At 60.9% G+C, this 14,988-nt stretch carries 14 protein-coding genes; 11 read left to right on the top strand and 3 right to left on the bottom strand.

Going from position 1 to position 14,988, the window contains the following annotated elements:
• Nucleotides 1–147 precede the first annotated feature (147 nt).
• The 5 genes from V6F91_RS11625 (at nt 148) to V6F91_RS11605 (ending at nt 4,831) form a co-directional block, all read left to right on the top strand.
• A complete protein-coding gene (locus tag V6F91_RS11625; RefSeq protein ID WP_332764472.1) occupies nt 148–1,578 on the top strand; it encodes a coniferyl aldehyde dehydrogenase in 1,431 nt (476 codons plus the stop codon).
• A gap of 29 nt (nt 1,579–1,607) precedes the next feature.
• The gene (locus tag V6F91_RS11620) at nt 1,608–2,153 is read left to right on the top strand and encodes a twin-arginine translocation pathway signal protein (RefSeq protein WP_332764469.1); all 546 of its coding nucleotides are present in this window, start codon (nt 1,608–1,610) and stop codon (nt 2,151–2,153) included.
• A 133-nt stretch (nt 2,154–2,286) separates the two neighbouring features.
• Nucleotides 2,287–3,882, top strand: coding sequence for a GMC family oxidoreductase (locus tag V6F91_RS11615; protein ID WP_332764467.1), 1,596 nt, complete (start codon nt 2,287–2,289; stop codon nt 3,880–3,882).
• A gap of 115 nt (nt 3,883–3,997) precedes the next feature.
• Nucleotides 3,998–4,477, top strand: coding sequence for a pantetheine-phosphate adenylyltransferase (gene coaD / locus V6F91_RS11610; RefSeq protein WP_042606545.1), 480 nt, complete (start codon nt 3,998–4,000; stop codon nt 4,475–4,477).
• Between the two features lie 102 nt (nt 4,478–4,579).
• Complete coding sequence (locus tag V6F91_RS11605; protein ID WP_003195146.1) at nt 4,580–4,831, top strand: YfhL family 4Fe-4S dicluster ferredoxin; 252 nt, start codon at nt 4,580–4,582, stop codon at nt 4,829–4,831.
• A 119-nt stretch (nt 4,832–4,950) separates the two neighbouring features.
• Here the strand turns inward: V6F91_RS11605 and V6F91_RS11600 are convergent, their stop codons facing one another.
• Genes V6F91_RS11600 through V6F91_RS11590 form a run of 3 tightly spaced genes read right to left on the bottom strand, consistent with a single transcriptional unit; the run spans nt 4,951 to nt 7,020 of the window.
• Nucleotides 4,951–5,274 carry a multidrug transporter gene (locus V6F91_RS11600; RefSeq protein ID WP_332764463.1) on the bottom strand — a complete coding sequence of 108 codons (324 nt, stop codon included), beginning with the start codon at nt 5,272–5,274 and terminating at the stop codon, nt 4,951–4,953.
• Nucleotides 5,275–5,328: 54 nt separating this feature from the next.
• Nucleotides 5,329–6,141: a bifunctional DNA-formamidopyrimidine glycosylase/DNA-(apurinic or apyrimidinic site) lyase gene (gene mutM, locus V6F91_RS11595; RefSeq protein WP_332764461.1), complete on the bottom strand. Its 813-nt coding sequence runs from the start codon at nt 6,139–6,141 to the stop codon at nt 5,329–5,331.
• A 12-nt stretch (nt 6,142–6,153) separates the two neighbouring features.
• Nucleotides 6,154–7,020: an HDOD domain-containing protein gene (locus tag V6F91_RS11590; protein ID WP_332764459.1), complete on the bottom strand. Its 867-nt coding sequence runs from the start codon at nt 7,018–7,020 to the stop codon at nt 6,154–6,156.
• 173 nt (nt 7,021–7,193) lie between these two features.
• On the opposite strand from V6F91_RS11590, the gene V6F91_RS11585 reads away from it, so the two are divergent.
• The 6 genes from V6F91_RS11585 to ilvD all read left to right on the top strand — a co-directional run bounded on the left by V6F91_RS11585 (nt 7,194) and on the right by ilvD (nt 14,911).
• On the top strand, nt 7,194–7,733 hold the full coding sequence (locus V6F91_RS11585; protein ID WP_332764457.1) for a type 1 glutamine amidotransferase domain-containing protein: 540 nt from the start codon (nt 7,194–7,196) through the stop codon (nt 7,731–7,733).
• Between the two features lie 163 nt (nt 7,734–7,896).
• Nucleotides 7,897–9,093, top strand: coding sequence for a class I SAM-dependent rRNA methyltransferase (locus V6F91_RS11580; RefSeq protein ID WP_093429813.1), 1,197 nt, complete (start codon nt 7,897–7,899; stop codon nt 9,091–9,093).
• A gap of 437 nt (nt 9,094–9,530) precedes the next feature.
• Complete coding sequence (locus V6F91_RS11575) at nt 9,531–10,604, top strand: SagB family peptide dehydrogenase (RefSeq protein WP_332764453.1); 1,074 nt, start codon at nt 9,531–9,533, stop codon at nt 10,602–10,604.
• Nucleotides 10,601–11,578 carry a diiron oxygenase gene (locus tag V6F91_RS11570; RefSeq protein WP_332764451.1) on the top strand — a complete coding sequence of 326 codons (978 nt, stop codon included), beginning with the start codon at nt 10,601–10,603 and terminating at the stop codon, nt 11,576–11,578. The genes V6F91_RS11575 and V6F91_RS11570 overlap by 4 nt, the downstream gene beginning before the upstream one ends.
• Entirely contained in the window at nt 11,571–12,803 is a 1,233-nt protein-coding gene (locus V6F91_RS11565) for a multidrug effflux MFS transporter (protein ID WP_332764449.1), read from the top strand. The genes V6F91_RS11570 and V6F91_RS11565 overlap by 8 nt, the downstream gene beginning before the upstream one ends.
• A 266-nt stretch (nt 12,804–13,069) precedes the next feature.
• Nucleotides 13,070–14,911, top strand: a complete 1,842-nt coding sequence (gene ilvD, locus V6F91_RS11560) for a dihydroxy-acid dehydratase (RefSeq protein ID WP_332764446.1) — start codon at nt 13,070–13,072, stop codon at nt 14,909–14,911.
• Nucleotides 14,912–14,988 lie beyond the last annotated feature (77 nt).

The following is a 14,988-nucleotide window of genomic DNA, read 5'->3' as shown; positions in this document are numbered from 1 at the left end:
GGCTTGAGCTTTAATTCAGAGTGCGTGTGTGGGCATCTTACGACCTAACCGGAAATGGATAAAACACCGCCGTGCACGGAAGTCATTTGACTTTCTAGAGCATAGACTCTAAAAAGCTCGTCACTACAATAAAATCCGGAGCAGACCATGACTGCCGATATTGCCTATCTGCAAACGCTGCAGCCCGCGCTGGCCGAGCTGGATCGGTTGTTCGAGGCGCAACGTGCCGCCTACGCCGCCAATCCGATGCCGCCCGCCGCCCAGCGCCGGCAATGGCTCAAGGCTCTGGCGGATCTGCTCAGCAGCGAACGGCAGGCCTTGATTGCCGCCATCAGCGCGGATTTCAGTCATCGCAGCGCCGATGAAACCCTGCTCGCCGAACTGATGCCGAGCCTGCACGGTATTCATTACGCCAGCCGTCATCTCAAAAGCTGGATGAAGGCCTCGCGGCGCAAGGTCGGCATGGCGTTCCAGCCGGCTTCGGCAAAAGTGGTCTATCAGCCGCTGGGCGTGGTCGGCGTGATCGTGCCGTGGAATTACCCGTTGTATCTGGCCGTCGGCCCGTTGGTCGGCGCGCTGGCGGCGGGCAATCGGGTGATGCTCAAACTCAGCGAATCGACCCCGACTACCGGCCTGTTGCTCAAGGAACTGCTGTCGCGCATCTTCCCCGAAGATCTGGTCTGCGTAGTCCTCGGCGAGGCCGATATCGGCGTGGCATTTTCCCGCCTGCGCTTCGATCACTTGCTGTTCACCGGCGCCACCAGCATCGGCAAACATGTGATGCGCGCCGCGGCGGAAAACCTCACCCCGGTGACCCTCGAACTGGGCGGCAAATCCCCGGCCATCGTCTCGCACGACGTGCCGCTCAAGGACGCCGCCGAACGCATCGCCTTCGGCAAGACCCTGAACGCCGGCCAGACCTGCGTTGCCCCCGATTACGTGCTGGTGCCGGAAGATCGCGTCGGCGCTTTCGTCGAAGCCTACCGCCAGGCCGTGCAAGGTTTTTACCCGACGCTCGCCGACAATCCGGACTACACAGCGATCATCAACGACCGTCAGCTGGCCCGCCTCAACGGCTACGTCAGCGATGCCACCAGCAAGGGCGCGCTGTTGATTCCGCTGTTCGAACAGGGCCAAGGCCGGCGCATGCCGCACAGCGTGCTGCTGAATGTCAGCGACGAGATGACCGTGATGCAGGACGAAATCTTCGGCCCGCTGCTGCCGATCGTGCCTTACCGCGATCTGCAGCAGGCATTTGCTTACATCAATCAGCGCCCACGTCCTCTGGCTCTTTACTACTTTGGCTACGACAAACGCGAACAGAACCGCGTGCTGCACGAAACCCATTCCGGCGGCGTGTGCCTCAACGACACGTTGCTGCATGTCGCGCAGGACGACATGCCGTTTGGCGGCATCGGTGCGTCCGGCATGGGTCATTACCACGGTCACGAAGGTTTCCTGACGTTCAGCAAAGCCAAAGGCGTGTTGGTCAAACAGCGTTTCAATGCCGCCAGGCTGATCTACCCGCCCTATGGCAAAACCTTGCAGAAACTGATTCAGAAACTGTTCATTCGCTAAACGCGGGTCACCGCCGGGTAATAAAAACAATGCACCCAAGCCTGACTGAAACACCCGCGCTGTCGCGCCGTGGCCTGCTGAAATTCAGCCTCGGCGCAACGGCCTTCCTCGCCACCGCCGGCCTCGGCGCCAGCCTCAGCGGCTGCTCGTCGAGCATCGCGGCCAACGGTTTTGTCTCACTGCGCGACGGCGATCTGCTGTTTCTGCGCGCGCTGATCCCGGTGATGCTCGACGGCGCCGTCGCGGCCGAGAAGCTGCCGACTGCGGTCGATGGCACGCTCAAGTCGCTGGACTACAGCCTCGATCACCTGTCGCCGGAAATGCTCAAGCTCACCCGGCAATTGTTCGACGTGCTGGGCATGGCCGTCACCCGCGGGCCGCTCACCGGCATCTGGGGCAGTTGGGAAAACGCCAGCCCCGCGGCCATGCGGCATTTTCTCGAGCGCTGGGAAAACAGCTCGCTGAGTCTTTTGCGCATGGGCCATAGCTCGCTGCAGCAGATGGTGACGATGGCGTGGTACACGCGGCCGCAATCCTGGGCGCACTGCGGATATCCGGGGCCGCCCACCGTTTGAAATCGGCGGCGCGGCCTTCGCGAGCAGGCTCGCTCCACAGAGGCAATGCATTTCAAATGTGGTAGCGAGCCTGCTCGCGAAGAGGCCAGTCGCCACACCTTGCATCCAAAAATAATAAAAGAGAGCCCGACCGATGCCCGTACCCGATCCTTTCCGCGAAGGCCTCGCCCGCGGCTGGAAAACCTACAACGGTTCGCAACTGACCGACGACCTGACCCTTGAAGCCGATGTAGCGATCATCGGCAGCGGCGCTGGCGGCGGTACCACTGCGGAAATTCTCAGCGCGGCCGGTTATAAAGTCCTGCTGATCGAAGAAGGCCCGCTGAAAACCAGCTCCGACTTCAAGATGCTTGAAGCCCAGGCCTACAGCAGCCTTTATCAGGAAGGCATCGGGCGCATGAGCAAGGACGGCGCGATTACCATCCTGCAAGGCCGTGCAGTGGGCGGCACGACGCTGATCAACTGGACCTCGAGCTTCCGCACGCCCGATCCGACCCTTGAGCACTGGGCCCGGGAACACAACGTCAAAGGCCACAGCCCGGCCGAGATGGCGCCGTGGTTCGAAAAAATGGAGCAGCGCCTTGGCGTCGCGCCATGGCTGGTGCCGCCGAACGCCAATAACGACGTGATCCGCAAGGGCTGCGAACAGCTCGGCTACAGTTGGCATGTGATCCCACGCAACGTGCGCGGCTGCTGGAATCTCGGCTATTGCGGCATGGGCTGCCCGGCCAATGCCAAGCAATCGATGCTGGTCACGACCATTCCGGCGACCCTGGAAAAGGGTGGCGAGCTGCTCTATCTGGCGCGCGCGGAAAAACTGTTGATCAGCGGCGACAAGGTCACCGGTCTGCAATGCGTGGCCATGGACGAGCGCTGCGTCGAGCCGAGCGGTCGGCGCATCACTGTGCAAGCGCGGCATTACGTGCTGGCCGGCGGTGGCATCAACAGCCCGGCACTGCTGCTGCGGTCCGACGCGCCGGACCCGCATCAAACCCTTGGCAAGCGCACCTTTCTGCACCCTGTAAACATGTCCGCCGCGCGCTTCGACGAAGTCATCAACCCGTTCTACGGCGCGCCACAGTCGATCTACTCCGACCATTTCCAATGGAAGGACGGCACCACCGGGCCGATGGCCTTCAAACTCGAAGTACCGCCGCTGCACCCGGCACTGGCGGCAACCCTGCTCGGCGGCTTCGGCGCAGAAAATGCGCAACACATGGCCGACCTGCCGCACACCCACGCCATGCTCGCCTTGCTGCGCGACGGTTTTCACCCGGACAGCGTTGGCGGCTCGGTCGAGCTGCGCGGCGACGGTTCGCCGGTGCTCGACTATCAGGTTTCGCCCTACGCTTGGGATGGTTTGCGCCGGGCCTTTCATGTCATGGCGGAAATCCAGTTCGCCGGCGGCGCGAAATCGGTGATGCCGATGCACGCCGACGCCCGCTACGTGAAAACCCTGGGCGAAGCGCGCAGCCTGATCGACGGGCTGAGCCTTGAGCTGTACCGCACACGCTTGGGCAGCGCCCATGTGATGGGCGGCTGCGCCATGGGTGAGGAGGCCAGAAGCGCGGTGAGCGACAGCCTCGGGCGCCATCATCAATTGGCCAATCTGTCGATCCACGACGGCTCGCTATTCCCCACCAGCATTGGCGCCAACCCGCAATTGTCGGTGTATGGCCTGACCGCGCAACTGGCGACGTCGCTCGCCGATCGGCTGAGAAATCCATGAAAGAACCGATGATTGCTGGCGTCTATAGTGCTTTCTTACCGCACAGGCGACTTGGCCGACCGGTTAGGCTGCGATACCATCCGACTCCCCAACGGACTCCCGCCAGGACGACGCGATGAACCGAGTGTTGTACCCAGGTACCTTCGACCCTATTACCAAGGGCCATGGCGATCTGGTCGAACGCGCCTCGCGCCTGTTCGACCACGTGATCATTGCCGTCGCCGCCAGCCCGAAAAAGAACCCGCTGTTCCCCTTGGAACAACGTGTGGAACTGGCGCGCGAAGTCACCCGGCACTTGCCGAACGTGGAAGTGGTCGGCTTTTCGACGCTGCTGGCGCATTTCGCCAAAGAGCAGAACGCCAATGTGTTCCTGCGTGGTTTGCGCGCGGTGTCGGACTTCGAATACGAATTCCAGCTGGCCAACATGAACCGTCAGCTGGCGCCGGATGTGGAGAGCCTGTTTCTCACGCCATCGGAACGCTATTCGTTCATTTCCTCGACGCTGGTGCGGGAAATTGCCGCGCTGGGCGGCGATATCAGCAAGTTCGTCCACCCGGCCGTGGCCGACGCGCTGACCCTGCGCTTCAAAAAGTAACGACCGTTCAAACGGCGCCCGCGTGCACTGCGGGCGCCAATGCGGCACAATTGCGCGCATTGATTTATAGCGCCCGGGCCTGCCGCCCCGGCTGGAGTTAGCATGTCCCTGATCATCACCGACGATTGCATCAATTGCGACGTCTGCGAACCCGAGTGCCCGAACGCCGCCATCTCCCAGGGCGAAGAGATCTACGTGATCGACCCCAACCTGTGCACTCAGTGCGTCGGCCACTACGACGAACCGCAGTGCCAGCAGGTCTGCCCGGTGGATTGCATTCCGCTGGACGAAGCGCATCCAGAGACTGAAGAGCAGTTGATGGAGAAGTACCGCAAGATCACGGGTAAGGCCTGATTCTTCAGCGCCAATCCGGTCCTCTTCGCGAGCAGGCTCGCTCCCACATTTGCAATGCACTCCAATGTGGGAGCGAGCCTGCTCGCGAAAAGGCCATCAGCAGCACCACAAAACCTGGCTCACTCGCGCTGCTCAAACCCCTCCCCTATACACCCCAGACACCGCACAAACGCCGCCTTCGCCGGGTCGACCACCAGCGCCTGCCCGGCATCGCCGACCCCGCCGCCCAGCGCGGTGAAAGGCAACGACACGACAAACGCCCCGGCGCCAATCACCGTCGCCACGACTAACAATGGCCGAGCGATCAGCAGGTCGCCGAGCATTGCATACGCCGGTGGGTTCTGGATGGTGTAGCGCGGATCACCGCTGCCGTTTTCCGAGGCCCGGGCGACCAGGCTGGAACACAACAGCAGCGTGACGAAGAGGACTTGCAGGCATTTCATGGCGCGATCCTTCGGGCTGAACAGTGAGACCTCACTATAGACCCGAGATTTTTTTCAGGTCTGGCAGCGCGGGCAGAATACGCTGGCGCGCTGCCCAAGCTTGACCTCGCGCAGGCCGGTGCCGCAGACCTTGCAGTGTTCACCGCCGCGGCCGTAGACAAACAGCTCCTGCTGGAAATATCCCGGTTGCCCGTCGCCACCGATGAAATCACGCAACGTGGTGCCGCCGCGCTCGATGGCCGCAGCGAGGATGCGTTTGATCTCGATCGCCAGCTTCAGATAGCGTCCGCGGGAAATCCCGCCGGCCGCCCGACGCGGGTCGATCCCGGCGGCAAACAGCGCTTCGGTCGCATAGATATTGCCGACCCCGACCACCACCGCATTGTCCATGATGAACGGCTTGACCGCCATCGCCCGCCCGCGTGACAGCTGAAACAGCCGCTCGCCATCGAACAGGTCGGTCAACGGCTCCGGCCCGAGGCGAAGCAGCAATTCATGATTGAGCGGATCGCTGCTCCACAACATCGCACCGAAACGCCGTGGATCGGTGTAGCGCAGCGCCAGCCCCGACTCCAGCTCGATGTCGACGTGCTCGTGCTTGAGCGCCGGCAACCCGGCTTCGACCAGACGCAGATTGCCTGACATGCCCAGATGGCTGATCAGCGTGCCGACCTCGGCATTGATCAACAGGTATTTGGCGCGGCGCTCGACCAGCACGATGCGCTGCCCCGACAGGCGCACATCCAGATCGTCGGGGATCGGCCAGCGCAGCCGCCGGTCACGCACGATCACCCGGCTGACGCGCTGGCCTTCCAGATGCGGGGCAATGCCGCGGCGGGTGGTTTCGACTTCCGGCAGTTCAGGCATGCTGTCCTCGAATCAATGCGCGCCGAGGTCGCGGATCGTTTGCTTGAGGGTTTCGAAGTCGTAGTCCGACAGGCCGATGTAATCGAGCACCAGCGGGCCAACGGCGTTCCACTCGAAGTCTTCGGTCTGGTTGCCCAGCACCCGATACGATGCGCAGATGTTTTCGGCCATTTTCAGAATCGCCAGGAGATTTTTCAGCTGACTGTTCTTCGACGACTCGTCGCTGAAAATCGCCAAAGCGTTGTGGTGATTGGCGATGGCCGCGCTGACATGCTCCGGCAGGCGCCAGGATTTTGCGGTGTAGTAACCGACCACGGCATGGTTGGTGTTGAACACGCGGTTTTCGGTGTCGACCACACGGCATTCCGGACTGGCGCTGGCGTAGGCCTCTTCCAGCACGGTCATGTAATCGGGGAAACGCTGCAGCATCAACGGCACGCCGCAATCGTGGAACAACCCCAACGCATAGGCTTCATCGCCGGCCTGGGTGCCGATGCGCTTGGCCAGGGTCAGGCAGGTCATCGCCACGTCCTGGGCGGTGTCCCAGAAACGGTTGAGGGTGACGATGGTGGCGTCGTTCATCTCGCCCTTGATCGACTGCGCGTTGATCAGGTTGATGATCGAACGGCTGCCCAACAGGTTCACCGCGCGCTGGATCGAGGTGATCTTGTTGCTCAGGCCGTAATACGGCGAATTGACGATTTTCAGCAGCGCGCCGGACAGGCCCGGGTCCTGGGAGATCAGCTTGGCGATCACCTCCAGGTCCGGGTCGGGCATGTACTGCTCCATTTGCAGATCCACCATGATCTGCGGTTGCGCCGGGACACTGATGCCTTGCAGCGATTGTTGAATCTGTTCGGTGGTCAGCTCTTGGGACATAAGTACACACTCTGGGACAGGCGGCGATTCTAACCGCTGAAACCGCACGGCGACACACCGACGGGCATATCGCCGGAACTTTCATTCAAGCCCAGGCTTCGGAGTCTGTGAGGCCCGCTGCACTTTTCACGTCCGGCGCGGTGAAAAATCCCCACAGACTCAGGAGCTTATCGATGGTTAATTCCCTGAACGGCAAACGCGTCGCTTTTTTGGTAACCGATGGTTTCGAACAGGTGGAACTGACAGGTCCCAAGGAAGCCCTTGACCAGGCGGGCGCTCAGACCGAAATCCTCTCGGCGAAGGCCGGCACGGTCAAAGGCTGGAACCATGACAAACCGGCGGACGACTTCCCCGTCGCCAACACCTTCCAGGCCGTGAACATCGATCAATACGACGCCGTGGTCCTGCCCGGCGGTGTGCAGAACTCGGACACCATCCGCATCGATGAAAATGCCCAGCAACTGGTCAAGTCTGCCGCCTCGGCCGGCAAGCCGATCGCGGTGATCTGTCATGGCGGCTGGCTGCTGATTTCGGCGGGGCTGGTCGATGGCAAGACCATGACCAGTTACAAAACCCTCAAGGACGATCTGGTCAACGCCGGTGCCAACTGGGTCGATCAGGAAGTGGTCAAGGACGGTAAGCTGATCAGCAGCCGCCAGCCGGACGACGTGCCGGCATTCAGTCAGGCCCTGATTGACGCACTGGCTGCGTAAGGGCTGAATTTGCTTTCGCGAGCAGGCTCGCTCCCACACTGGAACGCATTCCAAATGTGGGAGCGAGCCTGCTCGCGAAAGCGCCATCAGCGTTTCATCGCTTCCCCGGCCCTGCGCAAACCTCAACACGCTATACTCCCGCTCTTTTTTCCGGAGCGACGTCATGTCCCTGCCTAGCTTGCGCCTTAAAGCCAACGCCGACCGTCGCCTGCGCGCCGGTCACCTGTGGGTCTACAGCAACGAAATCGATGTAGCCGCGACCCCGCTGCACGGCTTCAACGCTGGCGATCAAGCCATCCTCGAAGCCGCAGGTGGCAAGCCGTTGGGCATCGTCGCGATGAGCCCGAACAACCTGATCTGTGCACGCCTGCTGTCGCGCGACATTAAAGTAGCGCTGGACAAGTCCTTGCTGGTGCACCGTTTGAACGTGGCCCTGTCGCTGCGCGAGCGTCTGTTCGACAAGCCGTTCTACCGTCTGGTCTACGGCGATTCCGATCTGCTGCCAGGCTTGGTGGTTGACCGCTTCGGCGACATTCTGGTGGTGCAGATTGCTTCGGCGACCATGGAAGCGCACAAGGACGACGTGATCGCCGCTCTGACTCAGGTGCTCAAGCCAAGTGGCATTCTGTTCAAGAACGACTCCGCCGCCCGTGATGCCGAAGGCCTCAACCGCTACGTCGAGACCGTGTTCGGTCTGGTGCCGGAATGGGTTGCACTGGAAGAAAACGGCGTGAAATTCGAAGCACCGGTGATTCAGGGGCAGAAAACCGGCTGGTTCTACGATCACCGCATGAACCGCGCCCGCCTCGCCCCTTACGCCAAAGGCAAACGCGTCCTCGACCTCTACAGCTACATCGGTGGCTGGGGTGTGCAAGCGGCAGCCTTCGGCGCCAGTGAAGTGTTCTGCGTCGACGCTTCGGCATTCGCCCTCGACGGCGTTGAGCGTAACGCGGCGCTGAACGGTTTCGCCGACAAGATGACCTGCATCGAAGGCGATGTCTTCGAAGCCCTGAAAGAATTGAAGGCCAGCGAAGAGCGTTTCGACGTGATCGTTGCCGACCCGCCCGCCTTCATCAAGCGCAAGAAAGACATGAAAAACGGCGAAGGCGCTTACCGTCGCCTGAACGAGCAAGCCATGCGCCTGCTCAACAAGGACGGCATCCTGGTCAGCGCGTCGTGCTCGATGCACCTGCCCGAGGACGACCTGCAGAACATCCTGCTGACCAGTGCCCGTCACCTGGATCGCAACATTCAGTTGCTGGAGCGTGGCGGTCAGGGTCCGGACCATCCGGTGCACCCGGCGATCGCCGAGACACGCTACATCAAGAGCATCACCTGCCGCCTGCTGCCCAACAGCTGATTCACGCGCAGAACGGGGGAGCCAGCAAGCTCCCCCGTTTGTTTTGCACGCCGCTCAGGCGTAAGTTTTATTCAAACTTCCTACAATTACTTTCCTCCAGTCATGCAGGACGTTTCTCTGCACCTTTTAATTGATGAAATTTTGCCTACAAGTGTAACCAAGCACAAAGATAGCTCCGACAAAATTACTGGAATTTTCCTACCCAATATCCCCTTGCCAATAATCCATTACAAACTATTATGAAGTTGTCACCACGAGGTGACTTCAACTATCAATGAACATGGAGTTCACATTATGAAAAGCATTTCTCTGGAAAGTAAAAAACTCGCAAACCTGGCTTTTCTGGTTGCCGCTAAAGCCCGCTAAGTAAGGCAGGACGCCGGGGAGTGCCGGCAACCCGGCGTCCTTTCAGACTTTACCCAGAGTGAAACGCCCTCATGCACATCAATCCCTTTCTCTTCATATTGCCGCGCCCTTCCGGACAAGTCATATGGAATTACAAAGACCATACCCAACATGAACTTGATCTCAACCATACAATTCGCCTGGCGCACTTGATCGACAACCCTAAACTCTTCGACCCGCAAAACATCATAGACACCGAACTATTAAACGCAGGCATTCTAACCATTTCAAAACTCGACAACTCATCCTGGGGCTGGGACGAATTGTCGAAGATTTATCATATCGGCACACAAAATATTCCCTGTGAACATACGCCCCAGAATATCCAGGAGTGGTCCAGACATTATCTGGCGCACTGCAAGGAAGTGCTCGCCGTAACACCACCGGCGACAAATCGTCCGAAATGCAAGGCAGAGCGACACATTGCCTTGCCCAGGCCCCGCGCATTGATGAACGAGAGCCTGACGCGCGCCCTGCTGCAGCGCAAAACCTGTCGCACTTACACAGACGCAGCGGTCACGCTGGATGAGGTCGGTACGCTGCTTTATCTTTCTTTCGGTTATCTCGAAGAGCGCGAGCATGACCGCGACGACAGCATCGCCCCAGGGCTCGGTGCTCGTCGAAGCAGCCCTTCCGCTGGCGGGCTGAACGCCTGCGAAGCCTTTCTGCTGGTGCAAAACGTCGATGGCCTGGAGTCGGGCGTCTATAGCTACCGCCCGACCGAGCACTCACTGAGCCCGGTCAATCCTTTGCCAGAGCCCGCGCTGGGTCAGTTGCTCGCTGGCCAGCATTTCATCAACAACCTGCCGCTTGGGGTGTTCATTACTGCTCGCTTCGACCGGCTCTGGTGGAAATATGAACACTCACGGGCCTACCGCATGGCCTTCGTAGAGGCCGGCCACCTGTCGCAAACTTTCCAGTTGGTTGCCACGGCGCTCGGCCTCAATACCTGGCTGACCGGTGCGTTTGCCGATCGGCAGGTCGAAACCCTGCTTGCTCTTGAGGACAGCGCCGAACAACCGCTGTTCTTCGTCGGCTGTGGGCGAAGCGACGGCCAAGCGATGTGCTACGAGATGCACGAACTGTTGAGCGAGGGCCAAGCATGAGCCAGACGACTGCCGAGCCGGATGAGGCGCCTGTGTCTTGGGCATTGAAGTTCACCCTCAAGGACTGGGAAAGCCGCGCCTCGGTGCGCAGCAGCACCCACGATTATCTGTTACCGGACGACGTGGCCGTGCAACTGCAAACCCGTCACTGGTTTCCCCCGGCCTTCATTCCCTATCTGGCGCACCCCGCGATCCAGGCGGCGGGGCGCGACGTGCAGCAACGATTGTCCGCCAACCACCTGGTGCACTTTCTCGATTACACCACCCTGCTCGAACACCGCATCGTCAATCGCGCCGTCGAAGTGATCGTGCATCGCGAACTGCCGGTTTTCGTGCCGCTGGCGATGAAACACGCGGCGTTGCAGCTCTATACCGACGAGGGCTACCACGCGCTGTTCTCCAATCGGCTGGCTGAGCAGATCGCCGGTTTCTATGACATCAGCGGACGTCCGGCACTGCCGAAGCGCATCGCACGCCTCAACGCCTTGATCGCCCGCACCCCGGAAAAGCACCGACCACTGGCATGGTTTCTGCTCGGCTTCGTCTCGGAAACCATCATTGCCCGCGAGCTGCTGGACGTTTGTCGCGACAGCCTGGTGTCCAGCGTCAGCGACATGCTGCGCGATCATCTGACCGACGAGGCTCGCCACAGCCGTTATTTCACCGAAGTGTTCCATTACCTGTGGCTGTCGATGCTCAGCCGTCAGCGCACGTTCGTGAGCAGAACCCTGCTGGAAATCATCGGCATTTTTTTTGAGGCCGACGAGCGCTGGTTGCAGCAGAGCCTGCGTGGCGCAGGCATTGCCGAGGCGGACGTGATGGAAATCGTCGGTGGCATGGCCGCGGTGCAGGCCAATCGTACTCGCGCACGATCAGGCGCCGTCGCCACGCTGGATGCACTGAACAAGGCCGGTTTTTTTGCACTGGCCCATAACCGGACACTTTTTGCCAGGGCAGGACTGATCGATGGATAACGCAACATCCGTGGTAACCGCCCGCCAACGCCGCGCAGCGGTGGGCCTGTTGCTGGCGATGGTGCTGCTTGGCGTGTTCCCGCTGGATGTGTTGCTACCCTCATTTCCGGCACTGGCAGCTCATTTTGCCCGTTCGCCGGCAGACATTGCGCTGTCGATCAGCCTGTTCGCGGTGGGCATCGCGTTTGCCCAGTTGTTGATCGGGCCCCTGTCGGACGTGATCGGACGCAAGGGCTTGCTGCTGGCGGGCATGAGCGTGTCGATGCTCGGCGCGCTCGGTTGCGTGATGACCAGCGATTACACCCTGTTCCTGATATTTCGGGTCATGCAAGCAGTGGGGTGCGGATGCTTCGTGCTGTCCCAAGCGCTGGTGCAGGATCTGTTCGAAGGGGCTGAGCGCGACCGGCTGCGCATCCTGATGGTCACGGCCACCGGGATTTTCATCTCGGTATCGCCACTGGCCGGAACCTTCTTGCAGGCCACGCTCGGCTGGCGCGGCAGTTTCTGGGTGTTCACGGCGCTGTCCGCGGCGGTGCTGGTCAAGGCCTGGATGTTTTTGCAAAACAGCCGGCCGGCGGACAGCAGCGCGCGGGTCGGCTTCATCCGGTCCTATCGCCGCGTGCTGGGAGATGTCGAGTTCGTCGGCTACTGGCTGATTTCGGCATTTGCCTTCGCCTGTCATTTTTCCTTCATCGTGATCTCACCGCTGATCTTCATGGATCAATTGCAGCTCGCGCCGTATGATTTTTCGTTGATTCTGCTGGTGTACGGTGCCGCCTATGTCGTCGGCGGCATTCTTGCTGCCGTGCTGAACCGGCGCATCACCCCGGTTCAGCAGATATTCACCGGGCTGAGCCTGATATTGCTGGCGGGGCTGGCGATGCTGTATCTGGCCGCCGAGCATGCGCTGGCCCCGGTCACGGTGCTGATTCCGATGCTGATCTGCACCGCCGGCACCACCATCGCCCGCCCCGCCGCGACATCGCGGGCCATGAGCCTGTTTCCTGAAAACGCCGGTACCTCGGCTTCAGCGGGCAGCACGATCATCTTCATCTGCGGCGGGCTGATCAGTGCACTGATCAGCCTTGGTCCGAGCAATCTGCAAGCGACACTGGGCTATTGCTTCGTGCTGCTGAGTGCAATAGCCCTGCTGCTCAACCACCGGCTCAGCCGGCATGCGAGCAATCTTGCTGCCGCAGCCCTGGCGCAGCCCGGCGGCGATTGAAGCTGCCGGTCGTCATTCCGCACCGACCGTCTGCACGGCGCAGCACGTTGCGCCATTCCCTCCAGACGCCAGCGGTGTAGAATCGCCTCATTCATCGCCATTCATCCCCGGCGGGTTTATGAGCTCAGGCTGAGACCAGCGGCGATCCCGCAACGTCATCGGCAACTTGCGTAACACACGGCTATTTCCGTGGGTTGCAGAGGTCCATAGAAGCTCACTCCCCTTTAGCACCTGATTAGCACCTGATTAGCCGCCCGGAGTGTTCCATGCCAGATTATCGTTCCAAAACATCCACCCACGGCCGCAACATGGCCGGCGCCCGCGCACTGTGGCGCGCCACGGGGATGAAGGATGACGACTTCAAAAAGCCGATCATCGCCATTGCCAACTCGTTCACCCAGTTCGTACCGGGCCATGTACACCTGAAGGATCTGGGCCAACTGGTCGCCCGCGAAATCGAACGCGCCGGCGGTGTGGCAAAAGAGTTCAATACCATTGCCGTGGATGACGGCATCGCCATGGGCCACGACGGCATGCTCTATTCGCTGCCGAGCCGCGAGATCATCGCCGACTCCGTCGAGTACATGGTCAACGCCCACTGCGCCGACGCCATCGTCTGCATCTCCAACTGCGACAAGATCACCCCGGGCATGTTGATGGCAGCCTTGCGCCTGAACATTCCGGTGATCTTCGTTTCCGGCGGCCCGATGGAAGCCGGCAAGACCAAACTCGCTTCCCACGGCCTCGATCTGGTCGACGCCATGGTGATCGCCGCCGACTCCAGCGCTTCTGACGAGAAAGTCGCCGAGTACGAGCGCAGCGCCTGCCCGACGTGCGGTTCGTGCTCCGGCATGTTCACCGCCAACTCGATGAACTGCCTGACCGAAGCATTGGGCCTGGCCTTGCCGGGCAATGGTTCGACCCTCGCCACCCACAGCGACCGCGAGCAATTGTTCCTGCAGGCTGGCCGTACCATCGTCGAGCTGTGCAAGCGTTACTACGGCGAGAACGACGAGTCGGTGTTGCCGCGCAACATCGCCAACTTCAAGGCGTTCGAGAACGCGATGATGCTCGACATCGCCATGGGCGGGTCGACCAACACCATCCTGCACTTGCTCGCCGCCGCCCAGGAAGCCGAGATCGATTTCGACCTGCGCGACATCGACCGTCTCTCACGCAGCGTTCCGCAGCTGTGCAAGGTTGCGCCGAACATTCAGAAGTACCACATGGAAGACGTGCACCGCGCCGGCGGCATTTTCAGCATCCTCGGTTCGCTGGCCCGTGGCGGCCTGCTGCATACCGACTTGCCGACCGTGCACAGCCGCAGCATGGAAGAAGCCATCGCCAAGTGGGACATCACCCAGACCAGCGACGAGGCTGTGCATCACTTCTTCAAGGCCGGCCCTGCGGGCATCCCGACGCAGACCGCCTTCAGCCAGTCGACCCGCTGGGAAACCCTGGACGACGACCGTGAAAACGGCTGCATCCGCAGCTTCGAGCACGCCTACTCGAAAGAAGGCGGCCTCGCCGTGCTGTACGGCAACATCGCGCAGGACGGTTGTGTGGTGAAAACCGCGGGTGTCGACGAGTCGATCCACGTCTTTGAAGGCAACGCGAAGATCTTCGAAAGCCAGGACAGCGCCGTGCGCGGCATCCTTGCCGACGAAGTGAAGGAAGGCGACATCGTCATCATTCGCTACGAGGGCCCGAAAGGCGGCCCGGGCATGCAGGAAATGCTCTACCCGACCTCGTACCTGAAATCCAAAGGTCTGGGCAAAGCCTGTGCCTTGCTGACGGATGGCCGTTTCTCCGGCGGCACGTCGGGCCTGTCCATCGGTCACGCTTCGCCAGAAGCTGCCGCTGGCGGCGCGATCGGCCTGGTGCAGGATGGCGACAAAGTGCTGATCGACATTCCGAATCGCTCAATCAACCTGTTGGTCAGCGACGAAGAACTGGCGGCACGCCGCGCCGAGCAGGACAAGAAAGGCTGGAAACCGGTCGAACAGCGCCCACGCAAAGTGACCACCGCCCTCAAGGCCTACGCCTTGCTGGCGACCAGCGCCGACAAGGGCGCAGTGCGCAATAAAGCGATGCTCGACGGGATTTAAAACAGCTGCAAGTGGCAAGCTGCAAGCTGCAAGCAGGAGCTGCGTTGCTCTTACTTGCGGCTTGCAGCTGGCCGCTA

Source organism: Pseudomonas koreensis, from assembly GCF_036668835.1.
Classification (GTDB): Bacteria; Pseudomonadota; Gammaproteobacteria; order Pseudomonadales; family Pseudomonadaceae; genus Aquipseudomonas; species Aquipseudomonas koreensis_I.
This window is presented reverse-complemented; position numbering and strand designations above follow the sequence as displayed.

What these genes read in the sequence shown, in the direction of transcription:
- V6F91_RS11625 (WP_332764472.1), top strand. Translation starts at nt 148, where the DNA reads ATGACTGCCGATATTGCCTATCTGCAAACGCTGCAGCCCGCGCTGGCC.
- V6F91_RS11620 (WP_332764469.1), top strand. Translation starts at nt 1,608, where the DNA reads ATGCACCCAAGCCTGACTGAAACACCCGCGCTGTCGCGCCGTGGCCTG.
- V6F91_RS11615 (WP_332764467.1), top strand. Translation starts at nt 2,287, where the DNA reads ATGCCCGTACCCGATCCTTTCCGCGAAGGCCTCGCCCGCGGCTGGAAA.
- coaD (WP_042606545.1), top strand. Translation starts at nt 3,998, where the DNA reads ATGAACCGAGTGTTGTACCCAGGTACCTTCGACCCTATTACCAAGGGC.
- V6F91_RS11605 (WP_003195146.1), top strand. Translation starts at nt 4,580, where the DNA reads ATGTCCCTGATCATCACCGACGATTGCATCAATTGCGACGTCTGCGAA.
- V6F91_RS11600 (WP_332764463.1), bottom strand. Translation starts at nt 5,274, where the DNA reads ATGAAATGCCTGCAAGTCCTCTTCGTCACGCTGCTGTTGTGTTCCAGC.
- mutM (WP_332764461.1), bottom strand. Translation starts at nt 6,141, where the DNA reads ATGCCTGAACTGCCGGAAGTCGAAACCACCCGCCGCGGCATTGCCCCG.
- V6F91_RS11590 (WP_332764459.1), bottom strand. Translation starts at nt 7,020, where the DNA reads ATGTCCCAAGAGCTGACCACCGAACAGATTCAACAATCGCTGCAAGGC.
- V6F91_RS11585 (WP_332764457.1), top strand. Translation starts at nt 7,194, where the DNA reads ATGGTTAATTCCCTGAACGGCAAACGCGTCGCTTTTTTGGTAACCGAT.
- V6F91_RS11580 (WP_093429813.1), top strand. Translation starts at nt 7,897, where the DNA reads ATGTCCCTGCCTAGCTTGCGCCTTAAAGCCAACGCCGACCGTCGCCTG.
- V6F91_RS11575 (WP_332764453.1), top strand. Translation starts at nt 9,531, where the DNA reads ATGCACATCAATCCCTTTCTCTTCATATTGCCGCGCCCTTCCGGACAA.
- V6F91_RS11570 (WP_332764451.1), top strand. Translation starts at nt 10,601, where the DNA reads ATGAGCCAGACGACTGCCGAGCCGGATGAGGCGCCTGTGTCTTGGGCA.
- V6F91_RS11565 (WP_332764449.1), top strand. Translation starts at nt 11,571, where the DNA reads ATGGATAACGCAACATCCGTGGTAACCGCCCGCCAACGCCGCGCAGCG.
- ilvD (WP_332764446.1), top strand. Translation starts at nt 13,070, where the DNA reads ATGCCAGATTATCGTTCCAAAACATCCACCCACGGCCGCAACATGGCC.